We start from the raw sequence: 17,390 nt of genomic DNA, 5'->3' as shown, positions 1-17,390 counted from the left end.
CAGAAAGTTAGATTATTGACGAAAAGTATTAGAGTTCACTAGATTAATAGTATAAAATTAATATGCGCAAATAAACTTTATAAATTCAAGTATTCATTTATTATAATAATACTTGAAAATGTGATGTGGGAGTGAAGAATTGAATGAATAAATACGATCGTTTAGATGAAATTACTAAACTCGTAAATCAAAAGGGTACCGTCAGAACAAATGAAATTGTAGAAGAATTAAATGTATCAGATATGACGGTACGACGTGATTTAGCAGAACTCGAAGAAAAAGGTTTGCTCACTAAAATTCATGGTGGCGCAAGAAGTAATTCCATCTTTCAATTTAAAGAGAAATCACATCAAGAGAAACACACACACAATATAGAAGAAAAACGTAGTGTTGCACGTAAAGCAATTCAAATAATCGAAGAAAATGATACGATTTTTCTGGGACCAGGTACTACTATTGAGTGCTTAGCAGAAATAATGGAGTTGAAATCATTAACAGTTATTACCAATTGTTTTCCTGTATTTAAAATATTATTCGAAAAAAGATCAATTAATTTCAAAGTGTATTTGCTAGGTGGCGAAATGAGAGATTTAACTGAATCATTTGTAGGAGAAATGGCTAATACACTACTGAAAACAATGCGATTTAGTAAAATGTTTTTTAGTTGTAATGGCATAAAAGATATCGATGTCCTCACTTCGACTATTGATGAAGCATATACTCAACAATTGGCTTTGGAGCGTTCAGTTGAAAAGTACTTACTAGTAGACTCATCAAAATTAGGAAAAGAAGACTTCACTCAATTATGCAAGTTAGACGATTTAACTGCCGTCATCATTGATAAGGGTGAGATAGATAACATAGAGAAATTAAAATTACATACTGAAGTGATTGATTAAATCACACTTTAAGCCTGATATTGTTTGAAATTGAACAATATTAGGCTTTTTTGTCTTTCTAAAAGATTAAACAAACATAAATAAAACTTATTTGTTTAAAACAACTAATTATCAAACAATATTCAAACATTCAATGTTGATTAATTGTTTATTTATGTTTATAATTTAAACATAAAGAGTTGAAAGCGCTTTTTCACAATATAAAAATAGACACATATATGTGAATCAATTTATTAAAGGAGAATGATTATGACAGTTATTATTGGTTCAGATGTAGACGGTAAACGACTCAAAGAAGTAGTAAAAGCATTTTTAAAAGAAAATAATCATGAAGTAGTAGATGTGACAGAAGGCAAGGATGTAGACTTTGTTGATTCAACATTAGCCGTTGCTCAAGAAGTACAAAAGAATGATGAAAATTTAGGCATAGCAATTGATGCATTTGGCGCAGGAAGTTTCATGGTAGCTACGAAAGTTAAAGGGATGATTGCAGCAGAAGTTTCAGACGAAAGATCTGCTTACATGACACGTGGTCACAATAATGCACGTATGATTACGATGGGTTCAGAAATAGTTGGAGATACACTTGCTAAGCATGTCGCTAAAGAATTTGTAAATGGACACTATGACGGTGGTCGTCATCAAATCCGTGTAGATATGTTAAATAAAATGTGCTAAATAGGAGGACTTTAATATGAAAATAGCTATTGGTTGCGATCATATTGTAACAGACACAAAAATGGCAGTTTCAAAACATTTAAAAGAACAAGGACACGAAGTAATTGATGTAGGAACTTACGATTTCACAAGAACACACTATCCAATTTTCGGTAAGAAAGTTGGTGAAGCTGTAACAAGTGGAGAAGCGGATTTAGGCGTATGTATTTGTGGAACAGGAGTTGGAATAAGTAACTCTGCTAATAAGGTGCCTGGCGTACGTACTGCTTTAGTTCGTGATATGACTACAGCACTATATTCTAAAGAAGAATTAAACGCAAATGTCGTAAGTTTTGGTGGAAAAATTGTAGGTGAACTATTCATCTTCGATATTGTAGATGCTTTCATAAAAGCTGAATATAAGCCGACAGAAGAAAATAAAAAATTAATAGCTAAAATTGAACATTTAGAAGCACATAACGAAAAACAAGCTGATCCTCATTTCTTCGATGAATTTTTAGAAAAATGGGACAAAGGTGAATATCACGATTAAGGGTGACAATCTATGATTCTAACATTAACACTAAATCCTTCGATTGATATTTCATATTCTTTAGATCAATTTAATCTAGATACAGTGAATCGCGTTAATAAAACGATTAAAACTGCAGGAGGCAAAGGATTAAATGTAACTCGAGTTTTATCAGAATATGGAGAAGATGTTGAAGCGAGTGGTTTCTTAGGTGGTAAGTTGGGAGAGTTCATTGAGCAACAATTGAACAACGCTCAAATTAACCATAATTTTTTTAAGATTAAAGAAGAAACTCGAAATTGTATTGCCATTCTACATGAAGGTCAACAGACAGAGATTCTTGAGCAAGGTCCTTCAATTACTAAAGTAGAAGCTACAGAATTTAAAACACATCTATCACATTTATTAAGAAGATCTGACGTTATTGCTATTTCTGGTAGTTTACCAAAGGGCTTAAAGTCGGATTACTATGCTGATTTAATTCAATTAGCTGATCAACATCAAATATCGACTGTGCTCGATAGTTCGGGTCAATCTTTACTAGATGTTCTACTTAGTGACTATAAACCAACGGTAATCAAACCAAATATCGATGAGTTAGCACAATTATTACAAACTAAAGTAACCACTGATGTAGAGTGTCTTAAAGATGCAGTGAATCAACCCATATTTGATGGTATAGAGTGGATTATCGTTTCACTAGGCAGCCAAGGCGCGTTCGCTAAGCATCTTAATAAGTTTTATAAAGTAAATATTCCTCATATAGAAGTAGTAAATCCTGTAGGATCAGGTGATTCTACTGTAGCAGGCATAGCCTCAGGATTAATTCATGATGATGAGGATGATGTGTTATTAAAAAAAGCCAATGCATTTGGAATGTTGAATGCAATGGAAAGCCAAACAGGACATATTAATGTAAATAAATTTGACGAAATATTCCAACAAATTGAAGTTATAGAGGTGTAACTAATGACAAAATCACAACAAAAATTAGCATCAATAGAACAATTAAGTACTAAAGAGGGGGTTATCTCAGCTTTAGCATTTGACCAACGTGGTGCTTTGAAAAGAATGATGGCAGAACATCAAACAGAAGAACCAACTGTTGAACAAATTGAACAATTAAAAGTTCTAGTTTCAGAGGAATTAACTAAATATGCGTCATCAATTTTATTAGACCCAGAATATGGACTTCCAGCATCAGATGCTCGTAATAAAGACTGTGGTTTATTATTAGCCTACGAAAAAACAGGTTATGACGTAAACGCTAAAGGTCGCTTACCTGACTGTTTAGTTGAATGGTCAGCAAAGCGCTTAAAAGAGCAAGGAGCTAATGCTGTTAAATTTTTACTTTACTACGATGTTGATGATGCTGAAGAAATTAACATTCAAAAGAAAGCATATATTGAAAGAATTGGATCTGAATGTGTAGCAGAAGATATACCATTCTTCTTAGAAGTACTAACATACGATGATAATATTCCAGATAATAAGAGTGCTGCGTTTGCAAAAGTAAAACCACGTAAAGTAAATGAGGCAATGAAATTATTCTCTGAAGAACGATTTAATGTGGATGTTCTAAAAGTTGAAGTACCTGTAAATATGAATTATGTAGAAGGATTTGCTGAAGGTGAAGTAGTTTATACAAAAGAAGAAGCGGCTCAATATTTCCGTGATCAAGAGGCTTCAACACAATTACCTTATATCTATTTAAGTGCTGGTGTATCTGCAGAATTATTCCAAGAAACATTAAAATTTGCACACGAAGCTGGTGCTAAATTTAACGGCGTACTTTGTGGTCGTGCAACGTGGTCAGGTGCAGTGAAAGTATATATCGAACAAGGTGAAGAGGCTGCACGTGAATGGTTACGTACAACTGGTTTCAAAAATATTGATGATTTAAATAAAGTACTAGAAACAACTGCAACATCATGGAAATCAAAATAATTTAAAGGAGGCGTTAATGATGAATAGAGAAGAAGTGCAATTACTTGGGTTTGAAATTGTAGCATATGCTGGCGACGCTCGTTCTAAGTTGTTAGAAGCACTAACAGCAGCTAAAAATGGGGAGTTAGATAAAGCTGAACAATTAACTGAAGAAGCCAATGAATGTATTGCAAATGCTCATAAAGCTCAAACAAGTTTATTAGCAAAAGAAGCACAAGGAGAAGATATTGCCTATAGTGTCACAATGATGCATGGTCAAGATCATTTGATGACGACATTATTATTAAAAGATTTGATGAAACATCTATTAGAATTATATAGAAGAGAGAGTTGAGTACTATGAACAAATTAATTGCCTGGATTGAGAAAGGAAAGCCATTCTTTGAAAAAATATCACGTAATATTTATTTAAGAGCAATTCGTGATGGATTTATAGCAGCAATCCCAATTATCTTATTCTCTAGTATCTTTATTTTAATTACGTATGTTCCTAACGTATTTGGTTTCACATGGAGTAAAACAATGGAAGGTATCTTAATGAAACCATATAACTATACGATGGGTATTGTTGGTTTTATTGTAGCAGGTACTACTGCCAAATCGTTAACTGATTCATTTAACCGGAAGCTTGATAAAACAAATCAAATTAACTTTATATCTACGATGATGGCAGCAATGTGTGGGTTCTTATTCCTAGCAGCTGATCCTGCTAAAGATGGTGGATTTTTAAGTGCATTTATGGGAACTAAAGGTTTATTAACAGCCTTCCTTTCAGCTTTTATCACTGTAATTGTATATAACTTCTTTATCAAACGTAATATTACAATCAAAATGCCTAAAGAAGTTCCACCAAATATTTCACAAGTATTTAAAGACATCTTCCCTTTATCAGCAGTAATTATTATTTTATATGCATTAGATTTAATTGTTAGAGCTACTGCTCATACGAATGTAGCAAACGGCATATTAAAATTATTCGAACCATTATTTACAGCAGCAGATGGATGGGTCGGTGTAACAATTATCTTTGGTGCCTTTGCATTCTTCTGGTTCGTGGGTATCCATGGTCCATCAATTGTAGAACCAGCAATTGCAGCAATTACTTATGCTAACTTAGAAGCAAACTTACATTTAATTCAAGCTGGAGAACATGCTAATAACGTTATTACACCAGGTACACAAATGTTCGTAGTTACAATGGGTGGTACTGGTGCAACTTTAGTCGTGCCATTTATGTTCATGTGGTTAACGAAATCGAAACGTAATAAAGCGATTGGTAGAGCATCTGTAGTACCTACCTTCTTTGGTGTAAATGAACCGATTTTATTCGGTGCACCATTGGTATTAAACCCAGTATTCTTTATTCCATTTATCTTTGCACCAATTGCAAACGTATGGATATTTAAATTCTTCGTCGATGTATTAGGAATGAATAGTTTTAGTATCTTCTTACCATGGACTACGCCAGGTCCTTTAGGTATCGTGATGGGTACTGGTTTTGCATTCTGGTCATTCGTATTAGCAATCGTCTTAATCGTAGTAGATGTAATCATTTACTACCCATTTGTAAAAGTTTATGATGAACAAATTTTAGAAGAAGAATTAGGAAACAAAGAAGCTAATAATGAATTACAAGACAAAGTGGCAGCAAACTTTGATACTAAAAAAGCAGATGCCATCCTAGCATCAGCTGGAGCAACTGAAGCTAGTCATGCACAGTCTAATCAAAGTAATGATTCAGAAGAAAATAAAGCGAAACAAAGTAATATAACAGAACAAACAAATGTACTTGTATTATGTGCTGGTGGAGGAACTAGTGGATTATTAGCTAACGCATTAAATAAAGCAGCTGAAGACTATAATGTTCCAGTTAAGGCAGCAGCAGGTGGTTATGGTGCTCACATGGATATAATGAAAGATTATCATTTAATTATATTAGCACCACAAGTGGCTTCAAATTATGAAGACATTAAACAAGATACAGATCGACTAGGTATTAAATTAGCTAAAACACAAGGTGTTGAATACATTAATTTAACTCGAGATGGCAAAGCAGCATTAGACTTCGTTCAACAACAATTTGAAAAATAATTAGGAGATGAAAGTATAATGAAAAAATTACCAGAAGATTTTATATTCGGTGGTGCGACAGCAGCTTATCAAGCAGAAGGTGCGACTCAAACAGATGGAAAAGGTCGTGTAGCATGGGACACTTATCTTGAAGAAAACTATTGGTATACAGCTGAACCAGCAAGTGATTTTTATAATAAATATCCTATAGATTTAGAATTAAGTGAAAAATTTGGTGTGAATGGTATTCGTATTTCGATTGCATGGTCACGCATATTCCCTAAAGGATATGGTGAGGTTAATCCTAAAGGTGTTGAATACTATCATAATTTATTTAAAGAATGTCATAGAAGACATGTAGAACCATTTGTAACATTACATCACTTTGATACACCAGAGACACTGCATAGTGATGGTGATTTCTTAAATCGTAAGACAATTGAGTACTTTGTTGAGTATGCAAAATTCTGTTTCGAAGAATTTGAAGAAGTAAATTATTGGACTACATTTAATGAGATTGGGCCTATCGGTGATGGCCAATATTTAGTAGGTAAATTCCCTCCTGGAATTAAATACGACTTTGCTAAAGTGTTTCAATCACATCACAACATGATGGTTGCACATGCGAAAGCAGTTAAATTGTTTAAAGATAATGGCTATAGTGGTGAAGTAGGTGTCGTGCATGCGTTACCAACTAAATATCCTTATGATCCAACTAATCCTGAAGATGTTAGAGCGGCTGAATTAGAAGATATTATTCATAATAAATTCATTTTAGATGCAACTTATCTTGGTAAATATTCTCGTGAAACTATGGAAGGCGTCCAACACATTTTATCTGTAAATGGTGGTAAATTAGATATACCAGAAGAGGATTATAAAGTACTAGAAGCGGCTAAAGATTTAAATGACTTCCTTGGTATCAATTACTACATGAGTGATTGGATGAGAGGTTATGATGGCGAATCTGAAATTACACATAATGCTACTGGTGATAAAGGTGGTTCTAAATATCAACTTAAAGGTGTAGGTCAACGTGAATTTGATGTTGATGTACCACGTACTGATTGGGACTGGATGATTTATCCTAAAGGCTTATATGATCAAATCATGCGAGTAGTTAAAGATTATCCTAATTACCATAAAATTTATATTACTGAGAACGGACTTGGTTATAAAGACCAATTTGATGAGGAACGTAAAACTGTAGATGATGATGCACGTATAGATTATGTGAAAAAACATTTAGAAGTCATTTCTGATGCTATTCGTGATGGTGCGAATGTGAAAGGGTACTTCATTTGGTCACTGATGGATGTATTTTCTTGGTCAAATGGTTATGAAAAACGATACGGTCTATTTTATGTCGATTTTGAAACGCAAGAACGTTATCCTAAGAAGAGCGCATATTGGTACAAAGAACTAGCGGAAAGTAAGGAAATAAAATAATTGCATTTAATATAACTTTGTAACAAAAAGCAATGATAGATACAATTGTAAGGTAGGATTGGGAAATGCTAAATTTAGCTTTTCTCAGTCCTATTTATTTTTTCTTGGCTTGATCACATGAAAAAAATAATTCAAAAATATATATTCAACTTATTACCACATATGCTTAAACGTTCTATTTAACTTAATTTTCATTTTTGTAACTACATCATTTATACTTAAAGAAAACATATTGGAGTATTATTATGAGAACTTTTAAAAAGATAATATTTAGTTTAATTATTAGCCTAATGATTTTTACATTAATAGGATGTCAATCAAAGAGTAACAATTCATCTCATTATCAAAGTAATGATAAAAAGCAAGTTGCAACTTTATTTATGCATGGATATGGCGGAACCAATAATTCTGAAAAATATATGGTCAATCAAGCTGTAAAAAAAGGTGTCACCAAGGATGTAGTTACAGCATATGTTTTATCAAGCGGAGAAGTACAGTTTAGTGGCAAAATTTCAAAGAAGTCTAAAAATCCAATTATAAAAATATTATTTGAGGATAATAAAAATGGTGACATAATGCAAAATGCTCAAAACATAAAAAATGTACTTACAAAAATGAAATCAAAATACAATATAGATAATTATAATTTTGTAGCGCATTCAATGGGAAACTTATCTTTTGCTTATTTTATGAAATATTATGGAAATGATAGACAATTACCTCAACTTCAAAAAGAAGTAAATATAGCTGGTACATATAACGGTGTTTTAAATTTAAATGAAAAAGTAAATGAAATTACTGTCGATAAAGATGGTAAGCCTAGTAAAATGAATGCTGATTATGAAAAATTATTAGATCTAAAAGATGTCTATAAAAATAAAAACATAGAAGTGTTAAATATTTATGGGGATTTGCAAGACGGAACACACTCTGATGGAAGGGTATCTAATAGTTCGTCTCGCTCTTTAAAATACTTATTGGGCAATAGTCCTAAAACATATAAAGAATCTGAATATAAAGGGGAGAAAGCGCAACATAGTGCGCTACATCATAATAAAGAAGTGTCAGATGAAATCATAAATTTTTTATGGCAATAGTAAGTTATAACATAACTTGAACACTGAAATAATCAAAGTTTAAAGTGAATTATTGGCGACTAATTGAATCAATTCCAATCTTGCTTGTTCCCCATATACATGAGGCATTATCATGATTTCATCCACTTGATACGTATTTAATAAATAAGTTAATTTTAGATGAATATCTTTAGGCAATCCACTTATGACACGGCTTTTATTTTTCTCAATTTTATTACGTTCACTAGTGCTATACTTACGTTTTTGAGCAGTATTAATAGAAGGATATGATTTAGGTTGGTTAAGATAATTAATGCGTAAAAGCCATAAATGTAATGCATCTAATAAATCATCAACTTTATTAAGCGTGTTTGCAGTAACTACAAATGTCGACATAATTACATATGGCTCATTAGATTTTGAAATATCATTCAATTGTTTGTATCGTTGTCGATAATATTCTATTAGTCTATTAATCTTGGTTTGAGATTGTCCCATAAATGCAATGACGAATGGTAGCCCTTTTTGAGCAGCTAATTCCGCACTTCTCTCACTCAGACCTAGAATAAACATTTGTGGAGAAGTATCAATCTCAGGTGTTGCTTTGATAGACATGAATCGATGCGGGGCTTCATATTTGTTGCTAAAGTAATGTAGTAAGTCCTCTATTTGATTGTCTAAATTTGGTTTTGTTGATTTAAACTCATTAAGTGCTTCATTTACTTGCTTGAAACTCGGAGAACGACCTAAACCCATATCTACTCTATTAGGATGGCGAGCTTCCATTATTCTAAATTGTTCTGCCACTTTGTAGGCACTGTAGTGCGGTAACATGACGCCTCCGCTTCCTATTTTAATAGTTTGTGTTTGCTCTAATAACATCATCATTACGATCTCAGGTGCACTTGACGCAACAGAGAATACATTATGATGTTCAGCAACCCAATATCTTGTATAACCTAATTGTTCAGCAGTTTGGGCTAATGTAATGCTATGATTAAATGCATCATGGGCGTTTCTATCTTCAAAAATTGGAACATAATCTAAAATACTTAATTTCAATTTTTATATGCTCCTTTCAATGATTTTATAGGATAAATTAGATTTAGTTGTATTTTAAATTGAAGGCTTCTATATTGCTATATATTTGTTTGAAATATTATACTTAGTGTAATATTAGCTTTGAAAAAGGTGGCGGATGAATAGTGAAAGCAATTGGATTTGAACAACCGTTTAAATTATCAGATGGAAATTTATTTAAAACTTATAATTTAGATATACCAGAACCAAAAGCACATGAATTATTAGTTAAAATTCAGTCTATGAGTGTCAATCCCGTTGATACAAAACAGCGATTAATGGATGTATCAAAAGCACCTCGAGTACTAGGATTTGATGCGATTGGTGTGGTTGAATCTGTTGGAAGTGAAGTTACTATGTTTAATCAGGGTGACGTTGTATATTACTCTGGTTCACCTGATCAAAACGGATCAAATGCAGAATACCAATTGATTGATGAGAGATTAGTAGCTAAGGCACCTAAAAATATTAGCGCTGAGCAGGCAGTAAGCTTACCATTAACCGGTATAACAGCATATGAAACATTGTTTGATGTGTTTAGTATTTCACGCAACCGTAATGAAAATGAAGGTAAAACGTTGTTAATTATAAATGGTGCAGGTGGCGTAGGAAGTATTGCTACTCAAATTGCTAAGGCCTATGGTTTAAGGGTTATTACTACAGCGTCGCGTAATGAAACGATTGAGTGGACTAAAAAAATGGGTGCTGATATTGTACTCAATCACAAAGAGAGTTTACTAAAACAATTTAAGACACAAGGTATTGAACTGGTTGATTACGTATTCTGTACATTCAATACGGATATGTACTATGACGACATGATTCAATTAGTGAAACCTAGAGGGCATATTGCTACTATTGTAGCTTTTGAAAATGACCAAGATTTAAATGCTTTGAAACCAAAAAGCTTAAGTTTCTCACATGAATTTATGTTTGCTAGACCATTAAATCAAACTGATGATATGATAAAACATCATGAATATTTAGAAGACATAACAAATAAAGTTGAACAAAATATTTATCAACCTACAACAACTAAAGTTAAAGAAGGATTAACCACTGAAAACATCTATCAAGCACACCAAATATTAGAATCCAATACAATGATTGGCAAATTGGTCATTAATTTAAATTAACAAACTATTATATTTCTTTATAAATGGCGTTTATTCCTATAAAAAAAGGCAATAGGATAAACGTCATTTTATTTTGACTTAAATGTATAATTAACCATTTTATTGAAAGGAGTATTATGATGCGAAAGAAATCAATTAGTTTTGTGTTTTGGACAGCATTAGCTATTTGTACACTATTCGTTTTATACGGCGCGTTTATGCCTAAACAATTGGAAACGGGAACACAAAACATTACTTCATTTATAGCAAAGAATTTCTCTTGGTATTATTTGTTACTGGTTTTACTCATATTCTTTGTTTGTGTATATTTATTGTTTTCAAGATATGCATCGATAACACTTGGTGAAGAAGGAGAAGATCCTGAATTCTCACTACCATCTTGGTTTGCCATGTTATTTAGTGCTGGTATGGGTATTGGACTAGTATTTTGGACTACTGCAGAACCAATAAGCCACGCATTTACGTTAACCCCTATACATAAAGCAGGTACTCAATCTGCAATCAATGATGCATTTCAATTTTCGTTCTTTCATTGGGGATTACATGCATGGGCAGTATATGGAATTGTAGCATTAGTCTTTGCATATTTTAGTTTCCATAAAGGCTACCCTGGATTAGTAAGTGCAACCTTAGTTCCTATATTTGGTGAAAAATCAATGAAAGGCCCTATAGGTGGTGCAATTGATGTATTAGCTGTTATCGCCACTGTTACAGGCGTCGCAGCAACTCTCGGATTTGGTGCACTTCAAATAAATGAAGGCCTAAATTTCCTATTTAATGTACCAAGCAATTTCGGTACACAGGTAATATTAATTATTATTGCGACTATATTGTTTACATGGTCTGCTTGGTCAGGTATTGATAAAGGGATTAAAACGCTTAGTAACGTCAATATGTTGTTAGCCTTTATTGTACTAATTGGCTTATTTATTCTTGGCCCAACACTTTATATTCTAAATACATTTACAAATGGTTTAGGTAATTATATCTTTAATTTCTTTAGTATGAGTTTACGTATTCCAATGAATGGAGGAGAAAAATTCCAATGGCTCCAAAACTGGACAATATTCTATTGGGCTTGGTGGGTATCATGGGCACCATTCGTGGGTATCTTTATTGCTAGGGTATCTAGAGGTCGTACAATTAAAGAATTTATACTTGGTGTTCTATTTGTACCTGCACTTGTATGTTTCTTCTTCTTTGCTGTATTTGGAGCATCTGCCGTTTATTTACAAGATAATGGCATTGCTAACATTGCAAAAGAAGCTACTGAAACTGCAACATTTGCTACGTTGGAACATTATCCACTAGGATTTATTCTTAGCATAATCACTCTCATAGTTATTATGATCTTCTTCGTTACTTCAGCCGATTCAGCAACATACGTATTGGGTATGCTTAGTTCAAAAGGTGACATCAATCCTGCATCATTTGTTAAAGTCAGTTGGGGTATTATTCTAGCATTATTTGCAATGATTATGATTTATACAGGTGGTACACAAGCGATTCAAAACTTATTAATCATTGCCGCTTTACCATTTTCAATAGTTATTATTTTAATGATTTGGTCATTGTTTAAATCATTAAGTATCGATCATCCAAGAACTTCTAATAAGTTTCCAAACATACTACAGTATAAAAGTTCAAAGCAAAACGAATTGAAAAAATAATAATAAAATATATGTTTTTATTATGCTAAATTTGGGAATATTCTATCTAGAAAGTAAAACTTTAATAAATATTTATATAATTAAATTAATAGTTTTTCATTAATGTTTTGAAAAATATTTAAAGGGTATTATTTTCTATATAATAATTCAACAATAATTTAGGAGGTGCATACGAGGTGAAAAGGCTAAAAAACTTTATCCTCGGCCTATTAATAGTTGCTATTGTTGGATTCCTATTGTTTATGTACATAAAAGATAGTCGTATATCTAAGTATCAAGACTTCTTCTTACAATTCAATTGGTTCCAACCACTATTAATTGGTTTAGCTGCTCTACTTATATTGATAGGTTTAATATTAGTATTCAGCATCTTTAAACCAACATATAGAAAACCAGGATTATACAAAGATTATGATGATGGTCATATTTATGTATCTCGTAAAGCAGTTGAAAAATCAGCTTACGATACACTTACTAAATACGATCAAGTAAGACAACCTAATGTTGTAGCGAAGCTTTATAATAAGAAAAGCAAATCTTACATTGATATCAAGGCTGACTTCTTAGTACCAAATGATGTACAAGTTAAGTCACTAACTGAAAGTATTCGTTCAGACATTAAGCATAATGTAGAACATTTTACTGAATTACCAGTGAGAAAACTTGAAGTAAATGTCAGAGATCAAAAAACTGCTGGACAACGCGTTCTGTAAGGGAGGGATAACATGGCTGATAATAATAATCAAAATGGACAAGATGCAAGTGAACAAATCATTGACTTCATTAAATCATATAAATGGCGTATCATTGGTTTCTTTGCATTTTTAATTATAGCAATCTTATTCCTAACTTTAGGATTTTGGAAAACAATTTTGGTTATCGTTTTATGTTTAATCGGAATTGGTGTTGGGTATATTAAAGACCGTACACAGGATTTCATGAATTTCTTAAATAGATGGAGTTAAATACTTTATTTAAGAACTAAATATTAAAAGAAAAAAATCAATTATAAAGGAGAATGTAATATGTCAGTAGATAACAATAACAAAGCTAAACAAGCTTACAATAATCAAACTGGAGTTAATGAAAAAGAAAGAGAAGAACAACAAAAACAAGCTGAACAATACAGAGAACAAAATGAACAACAACAATTTGAAAACAAATTAACTTTCTCAGATGAAGTTGTAGAAAAAATTGCTGGAATCGCAGCTCGTGAAGTTAAAGGTATCTTAGATATGAAAGGCGGTTTCGCTGATAACTTTACTAACGCATTCTCTAGTGGCAACAATGTAACTACTGGTGTTTCTGTTGAAGTTGGCGAAAAACAAGCAGCAATCGACTTAAAAGTAATCTTAGAATATGGTGAATCAGCACCAAAAATCTTCCGTAAAGTTACTGAATTAGTAAAAGAACAAGTTAAATACATCACTGGTTTACAAGTTGTAGAAGTTAACATGCAAGTTGATGATGTTATGACTAAAAAAGAATGGCAACAAAAAAACGAAAAAAACAACAATAATAATAACAACAACAATTCTGAAAGATCAGGATTACAATAATAATAGATTTAACCCTTTAGGTTTATATAACCTAAAGGGTTTTTTTATTTTAGAATTAAGTTTTGATTTCTAATATCATTTAACCATGTAGTGGATTACTTACTTTAATATAAGTATAGTGATGTGCTTCATCTTCTAAACGCATCGTTGTCACGCATTTATAATCAATGTCTCTATCAAACATAATTTGTTTAATTTCTGAAATGCGGCTTGTGTTAATATCCGTTAAGCTATTTAAAATGTTATGAATAATTTTGCTTACGCTATCCCACAGTTTAGATTCAAATTCCTCATCTTCAATGAATTTTGAAACAGTTAATATAAGTTCACCTATGTGGTTTTGAACTGTCGAGTAAAAGACTTTATTAAATACTGTTGTTTTAGAATCGGTCAAGATTCTAGATTTTTCGTGAAAATCATTTGTCGTATATCCAGCTTCATTTAAAAGTTGTTCATCAATACGTAAGCCTTCAAAATCGCGAATATAAATAGTATTTAATCGTCCATCAGCGTTAAATGTTGCAATTGAATTTTGTAAATGTGCTTCAAGTGCAATGCCATATTTAGCAAATAAAGGAATCACTATGCCTAACAATTGAGAAATGTAATCTGACAACCATTCTTGAGCTGCGATATCAAGATTAGATTTGTCATAATGATGTTTATAACGTTGAATTAAACTAATAATTGGTGGTTCTTCATTATATTTATAATTAACCACTAAACTTGAAGGAATCATAGGAATACTATCTTTTTCAGTTAGATTGTATACATTGTCCCTAAAGAGCGTTCCTAATTGTTCACTTCGATCTGTTTGAATAGCTTCCTCGTCATTTAAATTATAAAAGTGAATACCAGCAAATTCATTTAAAATACCAACTCTATAATGAGTGAAATCTTTATCTTGCTTTAAAATGTCATTTAAGATTTGAGTAACTAAAGGACCATTGTGAGTTGTTTGTTCAGATAAAGTTCTAATTTCACCAGTAATATGTACATTGGTAGATAACTTAATATGTGGCAGCATGCTTGGGAATTTTGGCATTAAAGTTCTAAAAGATAAACCAGCGTAATAAGGTATTTCTATCTTTAGTGGAATCATTAAATTATTATTTATTTCCTCTTCGTATTGACTTAATAATACATTATCTAACTGCCAAGGATGAACAATCATTAAATGATATTCACTCAGATTACTCAAGTTATCACACTCAGTTTTAATTTGGCTATATAGTTCTGGAAATTGTGCTTCTAATTCAGCATTATAAGTAAACGATAAAGATTGTGTTCTAGCGATACTTTGGTGAATAAGCACACACTTTAAATGAATTTCTTTGTTATATTCTGAACTATATTTAATATTCTCATTAGCATTAAGGCCTTTGCGCAATTTAGCTCCAGGATGAAGCGGATGTCCCTCTATAACTGCCTGCTCTGAACGCAAATAACTATCTTGTTCATTAAGAATTATTTCCAATAAAGGTTCATTTGAATGTTGCATCTCATATGCTTGATATGCAAGTGCTAACGCCATATTTGCAACACTGTTTTCCATATCGTCTTTGAATTGAGAACTTGCCTCATTATCTAGCTCTGGATTTTCTTTTAAGATATCAGATAATACTTCATTAGGATGAAGTATACGAACACATTGACTACCATCACTATCACAATAATAAAATGGACCTTCAACATCTACACGACCAAATGCATGTGTTCCGGAAACTTTTGCGAATAAATATTTATCGCTTTCGGGAAAATGCACACGCATAATTTGATGTTCTCCACTTATTGGAAAGTTTTTAATATCACATGATGAGACAAAGGTACTATTTGATTTAGCGTTGACTAAATTTTCTCTGTAAAGGGATGTAATTAAGCGTTGAGAAATTTTATCTCGTGCAACGAGCAATTCATTTTTAAAGTAGTTTACTAAATGGGGTATTTCTTGCTTTAAAAACGATAAAGCTCCTAATTCTTCATCAGTTAAATGTAAATCTATATTGTCTATTGAAATTAAATTATCCATATTGCACCTCAAATTCATTTTACAAAAATCTAAATCATTTGTATAATCCATAATATCGATAATGATATTCATTATCAATTATAAAATTTATTATAAATAAGTAGGTGGAATACTGTGGCGAAATTTTTCTTCTCTAGTTCCTTTTTATTATTTCTAGGGAATTGGATAGGACAAATTGGCTTGAATTGGTATGTACTTACTAGTTATCATAACGCAGTCTATTTGGGATTGGTTAATTTTTGCCGACTCGTACCAATTTTGTTACTAAGTGTCTGGGCTGGCGCTATAGCTGATAAATTTGATAGAGGAAAATTATTGAAACTTACCATTTCATCTTCATTTTTAGTGACAAGCACACTATGTGTTTGTACCTTTTTATTAGAACAAGTGCCGATTATTATAATCCTTATTTATGCCACACTTCGAGGTATGATTAATGCGACGGAAACACCAATAAGACAAGCTGTATTGCCCGATTTATCTGTACATTTAAATACAAGCCAAGCCGTTTCATATCATTCTTTTATCATAAACATATGTCGCTCAATAGGTCCGGCAATCGCAGGATTGATACTCTCAATTTACCATGCACCGTTTACTTTCCTAGCGCAATCAATGTGTTACTTCATTGCTGTTCTATTGTGTTTACCATTAACCTTCAAGACAGTTGGTGAGGTAAATAAAGCTAACAAAGGGTTTTCATTTACGGTTGTGTGGGAATACTTTAAGAATAATATGCAGGCCTCAAGAATATTTATTACGTCATTGATTATCATGGCTACTGGGTTTTCGTATACTACACTAGTACCTGTATTAGTACATGATCTCTTTCCTGGTCGCTCAGAAATCTTTGGTGTGTCAATGACCTTTTGTGCTGTAGGTGGTATGATTGCAACACTTATACTACCCATAATTTTGAAAAAGTTCACCACTGTTCAAATGTATTATTTAAGTTCTTGTCTATTTGGATTAGCGCTTGTAGGTGTCATTATGCATAACATTATATTCATGTTTATCTGCATGTCACTTGTAGGTTTATTTGGTCAATTAGCTAGAACATCAAATCGTATATATTTTCAAGAGGATATAGCATCAGAGCATCGAGGAAAGATATTAAGTATCGTCATGATGGATAGAGGGATGATTCCTTTAGGTAGTTTAATATTAACAACATTATCAGAAATAATGGGACCTATTAATACATTTATCACAATGGGAACATTTACTTTTGTAATTGCATTTATTGCATATATAATTCAAAGACCAATTAAATTGGAGGAGTAAAG

At 32.1% G+C, this 17,390-nt stretch carries 17 protein-coding genes; 15 read left to right on the top strand and 2 right to left on the bottom strand.

Going from position 1 to position 17,390, the window contains the following annotated elements; all coding sequences use genetic code 11:
• Nucleotides 1-143 precede the first annotated feature (143 nt).
• From F1592_RS01830 to F1592_RS01790, 9 genes are all read left to right on the top strand, one after another.
• On the top strand, nucleotides 144-899 hold the full coding sequence (locus F1592_RS01830; RefSeq protein WP_149809435.1) for a DeoR/GlpR family DNA-binding transcription regulator: 756 nt from the start codon (nucleotides 144-146) through the stop codon (nucleotides 897-899).
• Nucleotides 900-1,148: 249 nt separating this feature from the next.
• Nucleotides 1,149-1,577, top strand: coding sequence for a galactose-6-phosphate isomerase subunit LacA (lacA, locus tag F1592_RS01825; protein ID WP_037536038.1), 429 nt, complete (start codon nucleotides 1,149-1,151; stop codon nucleotides 1,575-1,577).
• Between the two features lie 16 nt (nucleotides 1,578-1,593).
• Nucleotides 1,594-2,109: a galactose-6-phosphate isomerase subunit LacB gene (gene lacB / locus F1592_RS01820; RefSeq protein ID WP_037536041.1), complete on the top strand. Its 516-nt coding sequence runs from the start codon at nucleotides 1,594-1,596 to the stop codon at nucleotides 2,107-2,109.
• Nucleotides 2,110-2,121: 12 nt separating this feature from the next.
• Entirely contained in the window at nucleotides 2,122-3,054 is a 933-nt protein-coding gene (locus tag F1592_RS01815) for a tagatose-6-phosphate kinase (protein ID WP_149809436.1), read from the top strand.
• A 3-nt stretch (nucleotides 3,055-3,057) separates the two neighbouring features.
• Complete coding sequence (gene lacD / locus F1592_RS01810) at nucleotides 3,058-4,035, top strand: tagatose-bisphosphate aldolase (protein WP_053016669.1); 978 nt, start codon at nucleotides 3,058-3,060, stop codon at nucleotides 4,033-4,035.
• 19 nt (nucleotides 4,036-4,054) lie between these two features.
• Nucleotides 4,055-4,369, top strand: coding sequence for a PTS lactose/cellobiose transporter subunit IIA (locus tag F1592_RS01805; protein WP_037536047.1), 315 nt, complete (start codon nucleotides 4,055-4,057; stop codon nucleotides 4,367-4,369).
• 5 nt (nucleotides 4,370-4,374) lie between these two features.
• On the top strand, nucleotides 4,375-6,126 hold the full coding sequence (locus F1592_RS01800) for a lactose-specific PTS transporter subunit EIIC (RefSeq protein WP_053016670.1): 1,752 nt from the start codon (nucleotides 4,375-4,377) through the stop codon (nucleotides 6,124-6,126).
• Nucleotides 6,127-6,141: 15 nt separating this feature from the next.
• Nucleotides 6,142-7,554: a 6-phospho-beta-galactosidase gene (gene lacG, locus F1592_RS01795; RefSeq protein WP_029376694.1), complete on the top strand. Its 1,413-nt coding sequence runs from the start codon at nucleotides 6,142-6,144 to the stop codon at nucleotides 7,552-7,554.
• A 245-nt stretch (nucleotides 7,555-7,799) separates the two neighbouring features.
• Nucleotides 7,800-8,651 carry an alpha/beta hydrolase gene (locus tag F1592_RS01790; protein WP_053016671.1) on the top strand — a complete coding sequence of 284 codons (852 nt, stop codon included), beginning with the start codon at nucleotides 7,800-7,802 and terminating at the stop codon, nucleotides 8,649-8,651.
• Nucleotides 8,652-8,690: 39 nt separating this feature from the next.
• Here the strand turns inward: F1592_RS01790 and F1592_RS01785 are convergent, their stop codons facing one another.
• Nucleotides 8,691-9,692 carry an LLM class flavin-dependent oxidoreductase gene (locus F1592_RS01785; protein WP_037536057.1) on the bottom strand — a complete coding sequence of 334 codons (1,002 nt, stop codon included), beginning with the start codon at nucleotides 9,690-9,692 and terminating at the stop codon, nucleotides 8,691-8,693.
• Between the two features lie 143 nt (nucleotides 9,693-9,835).
• Here F1592_RS01785 and F1592_RS01780 point away from each other — a divergent pair, with 143 nt between their 5' ends.
• From F1592_RS01780 to F1592_RS01760, 5 genes are all read left to right on the top strand, one after another.
• The gene (locus F1592_RS01780; protein WP_053016672.1) at nucleotides 9,836-10,846 is read left to right on the top strand and encodes a zinc-binding alcohol dehydrogenase family protein; all 1,011 of its coding nucleotides are present in this window, start codon (nucleotides 9,836-9,838) and stop codon (nucleotides 10,844-10,846) included.
• Between the two features lie 119 nt (nucleotides 10,847-10,965).
• Nucleotides 10,966-12,516: a BCCT family transporter gene (locus F1592_RS01775; protein ID WP_053016673.1), complete on the top strand. Its 1,551-nt coding sequence runs from the start codon at nucleotides 10,966-10,968 to the stop codon at nucleotides 12,514-12,516.
• A 176-nt stretch (nucleotides 12,517-12,692) separates the two neighbouring features.
• Nucleotides 12,693-13,229, top strand: coding sequence for an alkaline shock response membrane anchor protein AmaP (gene amaP / locus F1592_RS01770; RefSeq protein WP_037536063.1), 537 nt, complete (start codon nucleotides 12,693-12,695; stop codon nucleotides 13,227-13,229).
• A 12-nt stretch (nucleotides 13,230-13,241) separates the two neighbouring features.
• Nucleotides 13,242-13,481, top strand: a complete 240-nt coding sequence (locus F1592_RS01765) for a DUF2273 domain-containing protein (RefSeq protein ID WP_149809437.1) — start codon at nucleotides 13,242-13,244, stop codon at nucleotides 13,479-13,481.
• 60 nt (nucleotides 13,482-13,541) lie between these two features.
• Entirely contained in the window at nucleotides 13,542-14,075 is a 534-nt protein-coding gene (locus F1592_RS01760) for an Asp23/Gls24 family envelope stress response protein (protein WP_037536065.1), read from the top strand.
• A gap of 79 nt (nucleotides 14,076-14,154) precedes the next feature.
• Here the strand turns inward: F1592_RS01760 and F1592_RS01755 are convergent, their stop codons facing one another.
• Nucleotides 14,155-16,104 (bottom strand): IucA/IucC family protein, encoded by a 1,950-nt coding sequence (locus F1592_RS01755; RefSeq protein WP_053016674.1) that lies wholly within the window; start codon nucleotides 16,102-16,104, stop codon nucleotides 14,155-14,157.
• Nucleotides 16,105-16,218: 114 nt separating this feature from the next.
• Here F1592_RS01755 and F1592_RS01750 point away from each other — a divergent pair, with 114 nt between their 5' ends.
• Nucleotides 16,219-17,388: an MFS transporter gene (locus tag F1592_RS01750; RefSeq protein WP_037536069.1), complete on the top strand. Its 1,170-nt coding sequence runs from the start codon at nucleotides 16,219-16,221 to the stop codon at nucleotides 17,386-17,388.
• Nucleotides 17,389-17,390 lie beyond the last annotated feature (2 nt).

Origin of the sequence: Staphylococcus sp. GDX7P312P, assembly GCF_008385775.1 — a bacterium.
GTDB classification, from domain to species: Bacteria; Bacillota; Bacilli; order Staphylococcales; family Staphylococcaceae; genus Staphylococcus; species Staphylococcus haemolyticus.
The sequence above is the reverse complement of the archived record's forward strand: the minus strand, read 5'-3'. Positions and strand labels throughout refer to the sequence as shown.

Excerpts from the sequence above, each read along its gene's own strand:
- F1592_RS01830 (WP_149809435.1), top strand. The coding sequence starts at position 144 with ATGAATAAATACGATCGTTTAGATGAAATTACTAAACTCGTAAATCAA.
- lacA (WP_037536038.1), top strand. The coding sequence starts at position 1,149 with ATGACAGTTATTATTGGTTCAGATGTAGACGGTAAACGACTCAAAGAA.
- lacB (WP_037536041.1), top strand. The coding sequence starts at position 1,594 with ATGAAAATAGCTATTGGTTGCGATCATATTGTAACAGACACAAAAATG.
- F1592_RS01815 (WP_149809436.1), top strand. The coding sequence starts at position 2,122 with ATGATTCTAACATTAACACTAAATCCTTCGATTGATATTTCATATTCT.
- lacD (WP_053016669.1), top strand. The coding sequence starts at position 3,058 with ATGACAAAATCACAACAAAAATTAGCATCAATAGAACAATTAAGTACT.
- F1592_RS01805 (WP_037536047.1), top strand. The coding sequence starts at position 4,055 with ATGAATAGAGAAGAAGTGCAATTACTTGGGTTTGAAATTGTAGCATAT.
- F1592_RS01800 (WP_053016670.1), top strand. The coding sequence starts at position 4,375 with ATGAACAAATTAATTGCCTGGATTGAGAAAGGAAAGCCATTCTTTGAA.
- F1592_RS01790 (WP_053016671.1), top strand. The coding sequence starts at position 7,800 with ATGAGAACTTTTAAAAAGATAATATTTAGTTTAATTATTAGCCTAATG.
- F1592_RS01775 (WP_053016673.1), top strand. The coding sequence starts at position 10,966 with ATGCGAAAGAAATCAATTAGTTTTGTGTTTTGGACAGCATTAGCTATT.
- F1592_RS01765 (WP_149809437.1), top strand. The coding sequence starts at position 13,242 with ATGGCTGATAATAATAATCAAAATGGACAAGATGCAAGTGAACAAATC.
- F1592_RS01760 (WP_037536065.1), top strand. The coding sequence starts at position 13,542 with ATGTCAGTAGATAACAATAACAAAGCTAAACAAGCTTACAATAATCAA.
- F1592_RS01755 (WP_053016674.1), bottom strand. The coding sequence starts at position 16,104 with ATGGATAATTTAATTTCAATAGACAATATAGATTTACATTTAACTGAT.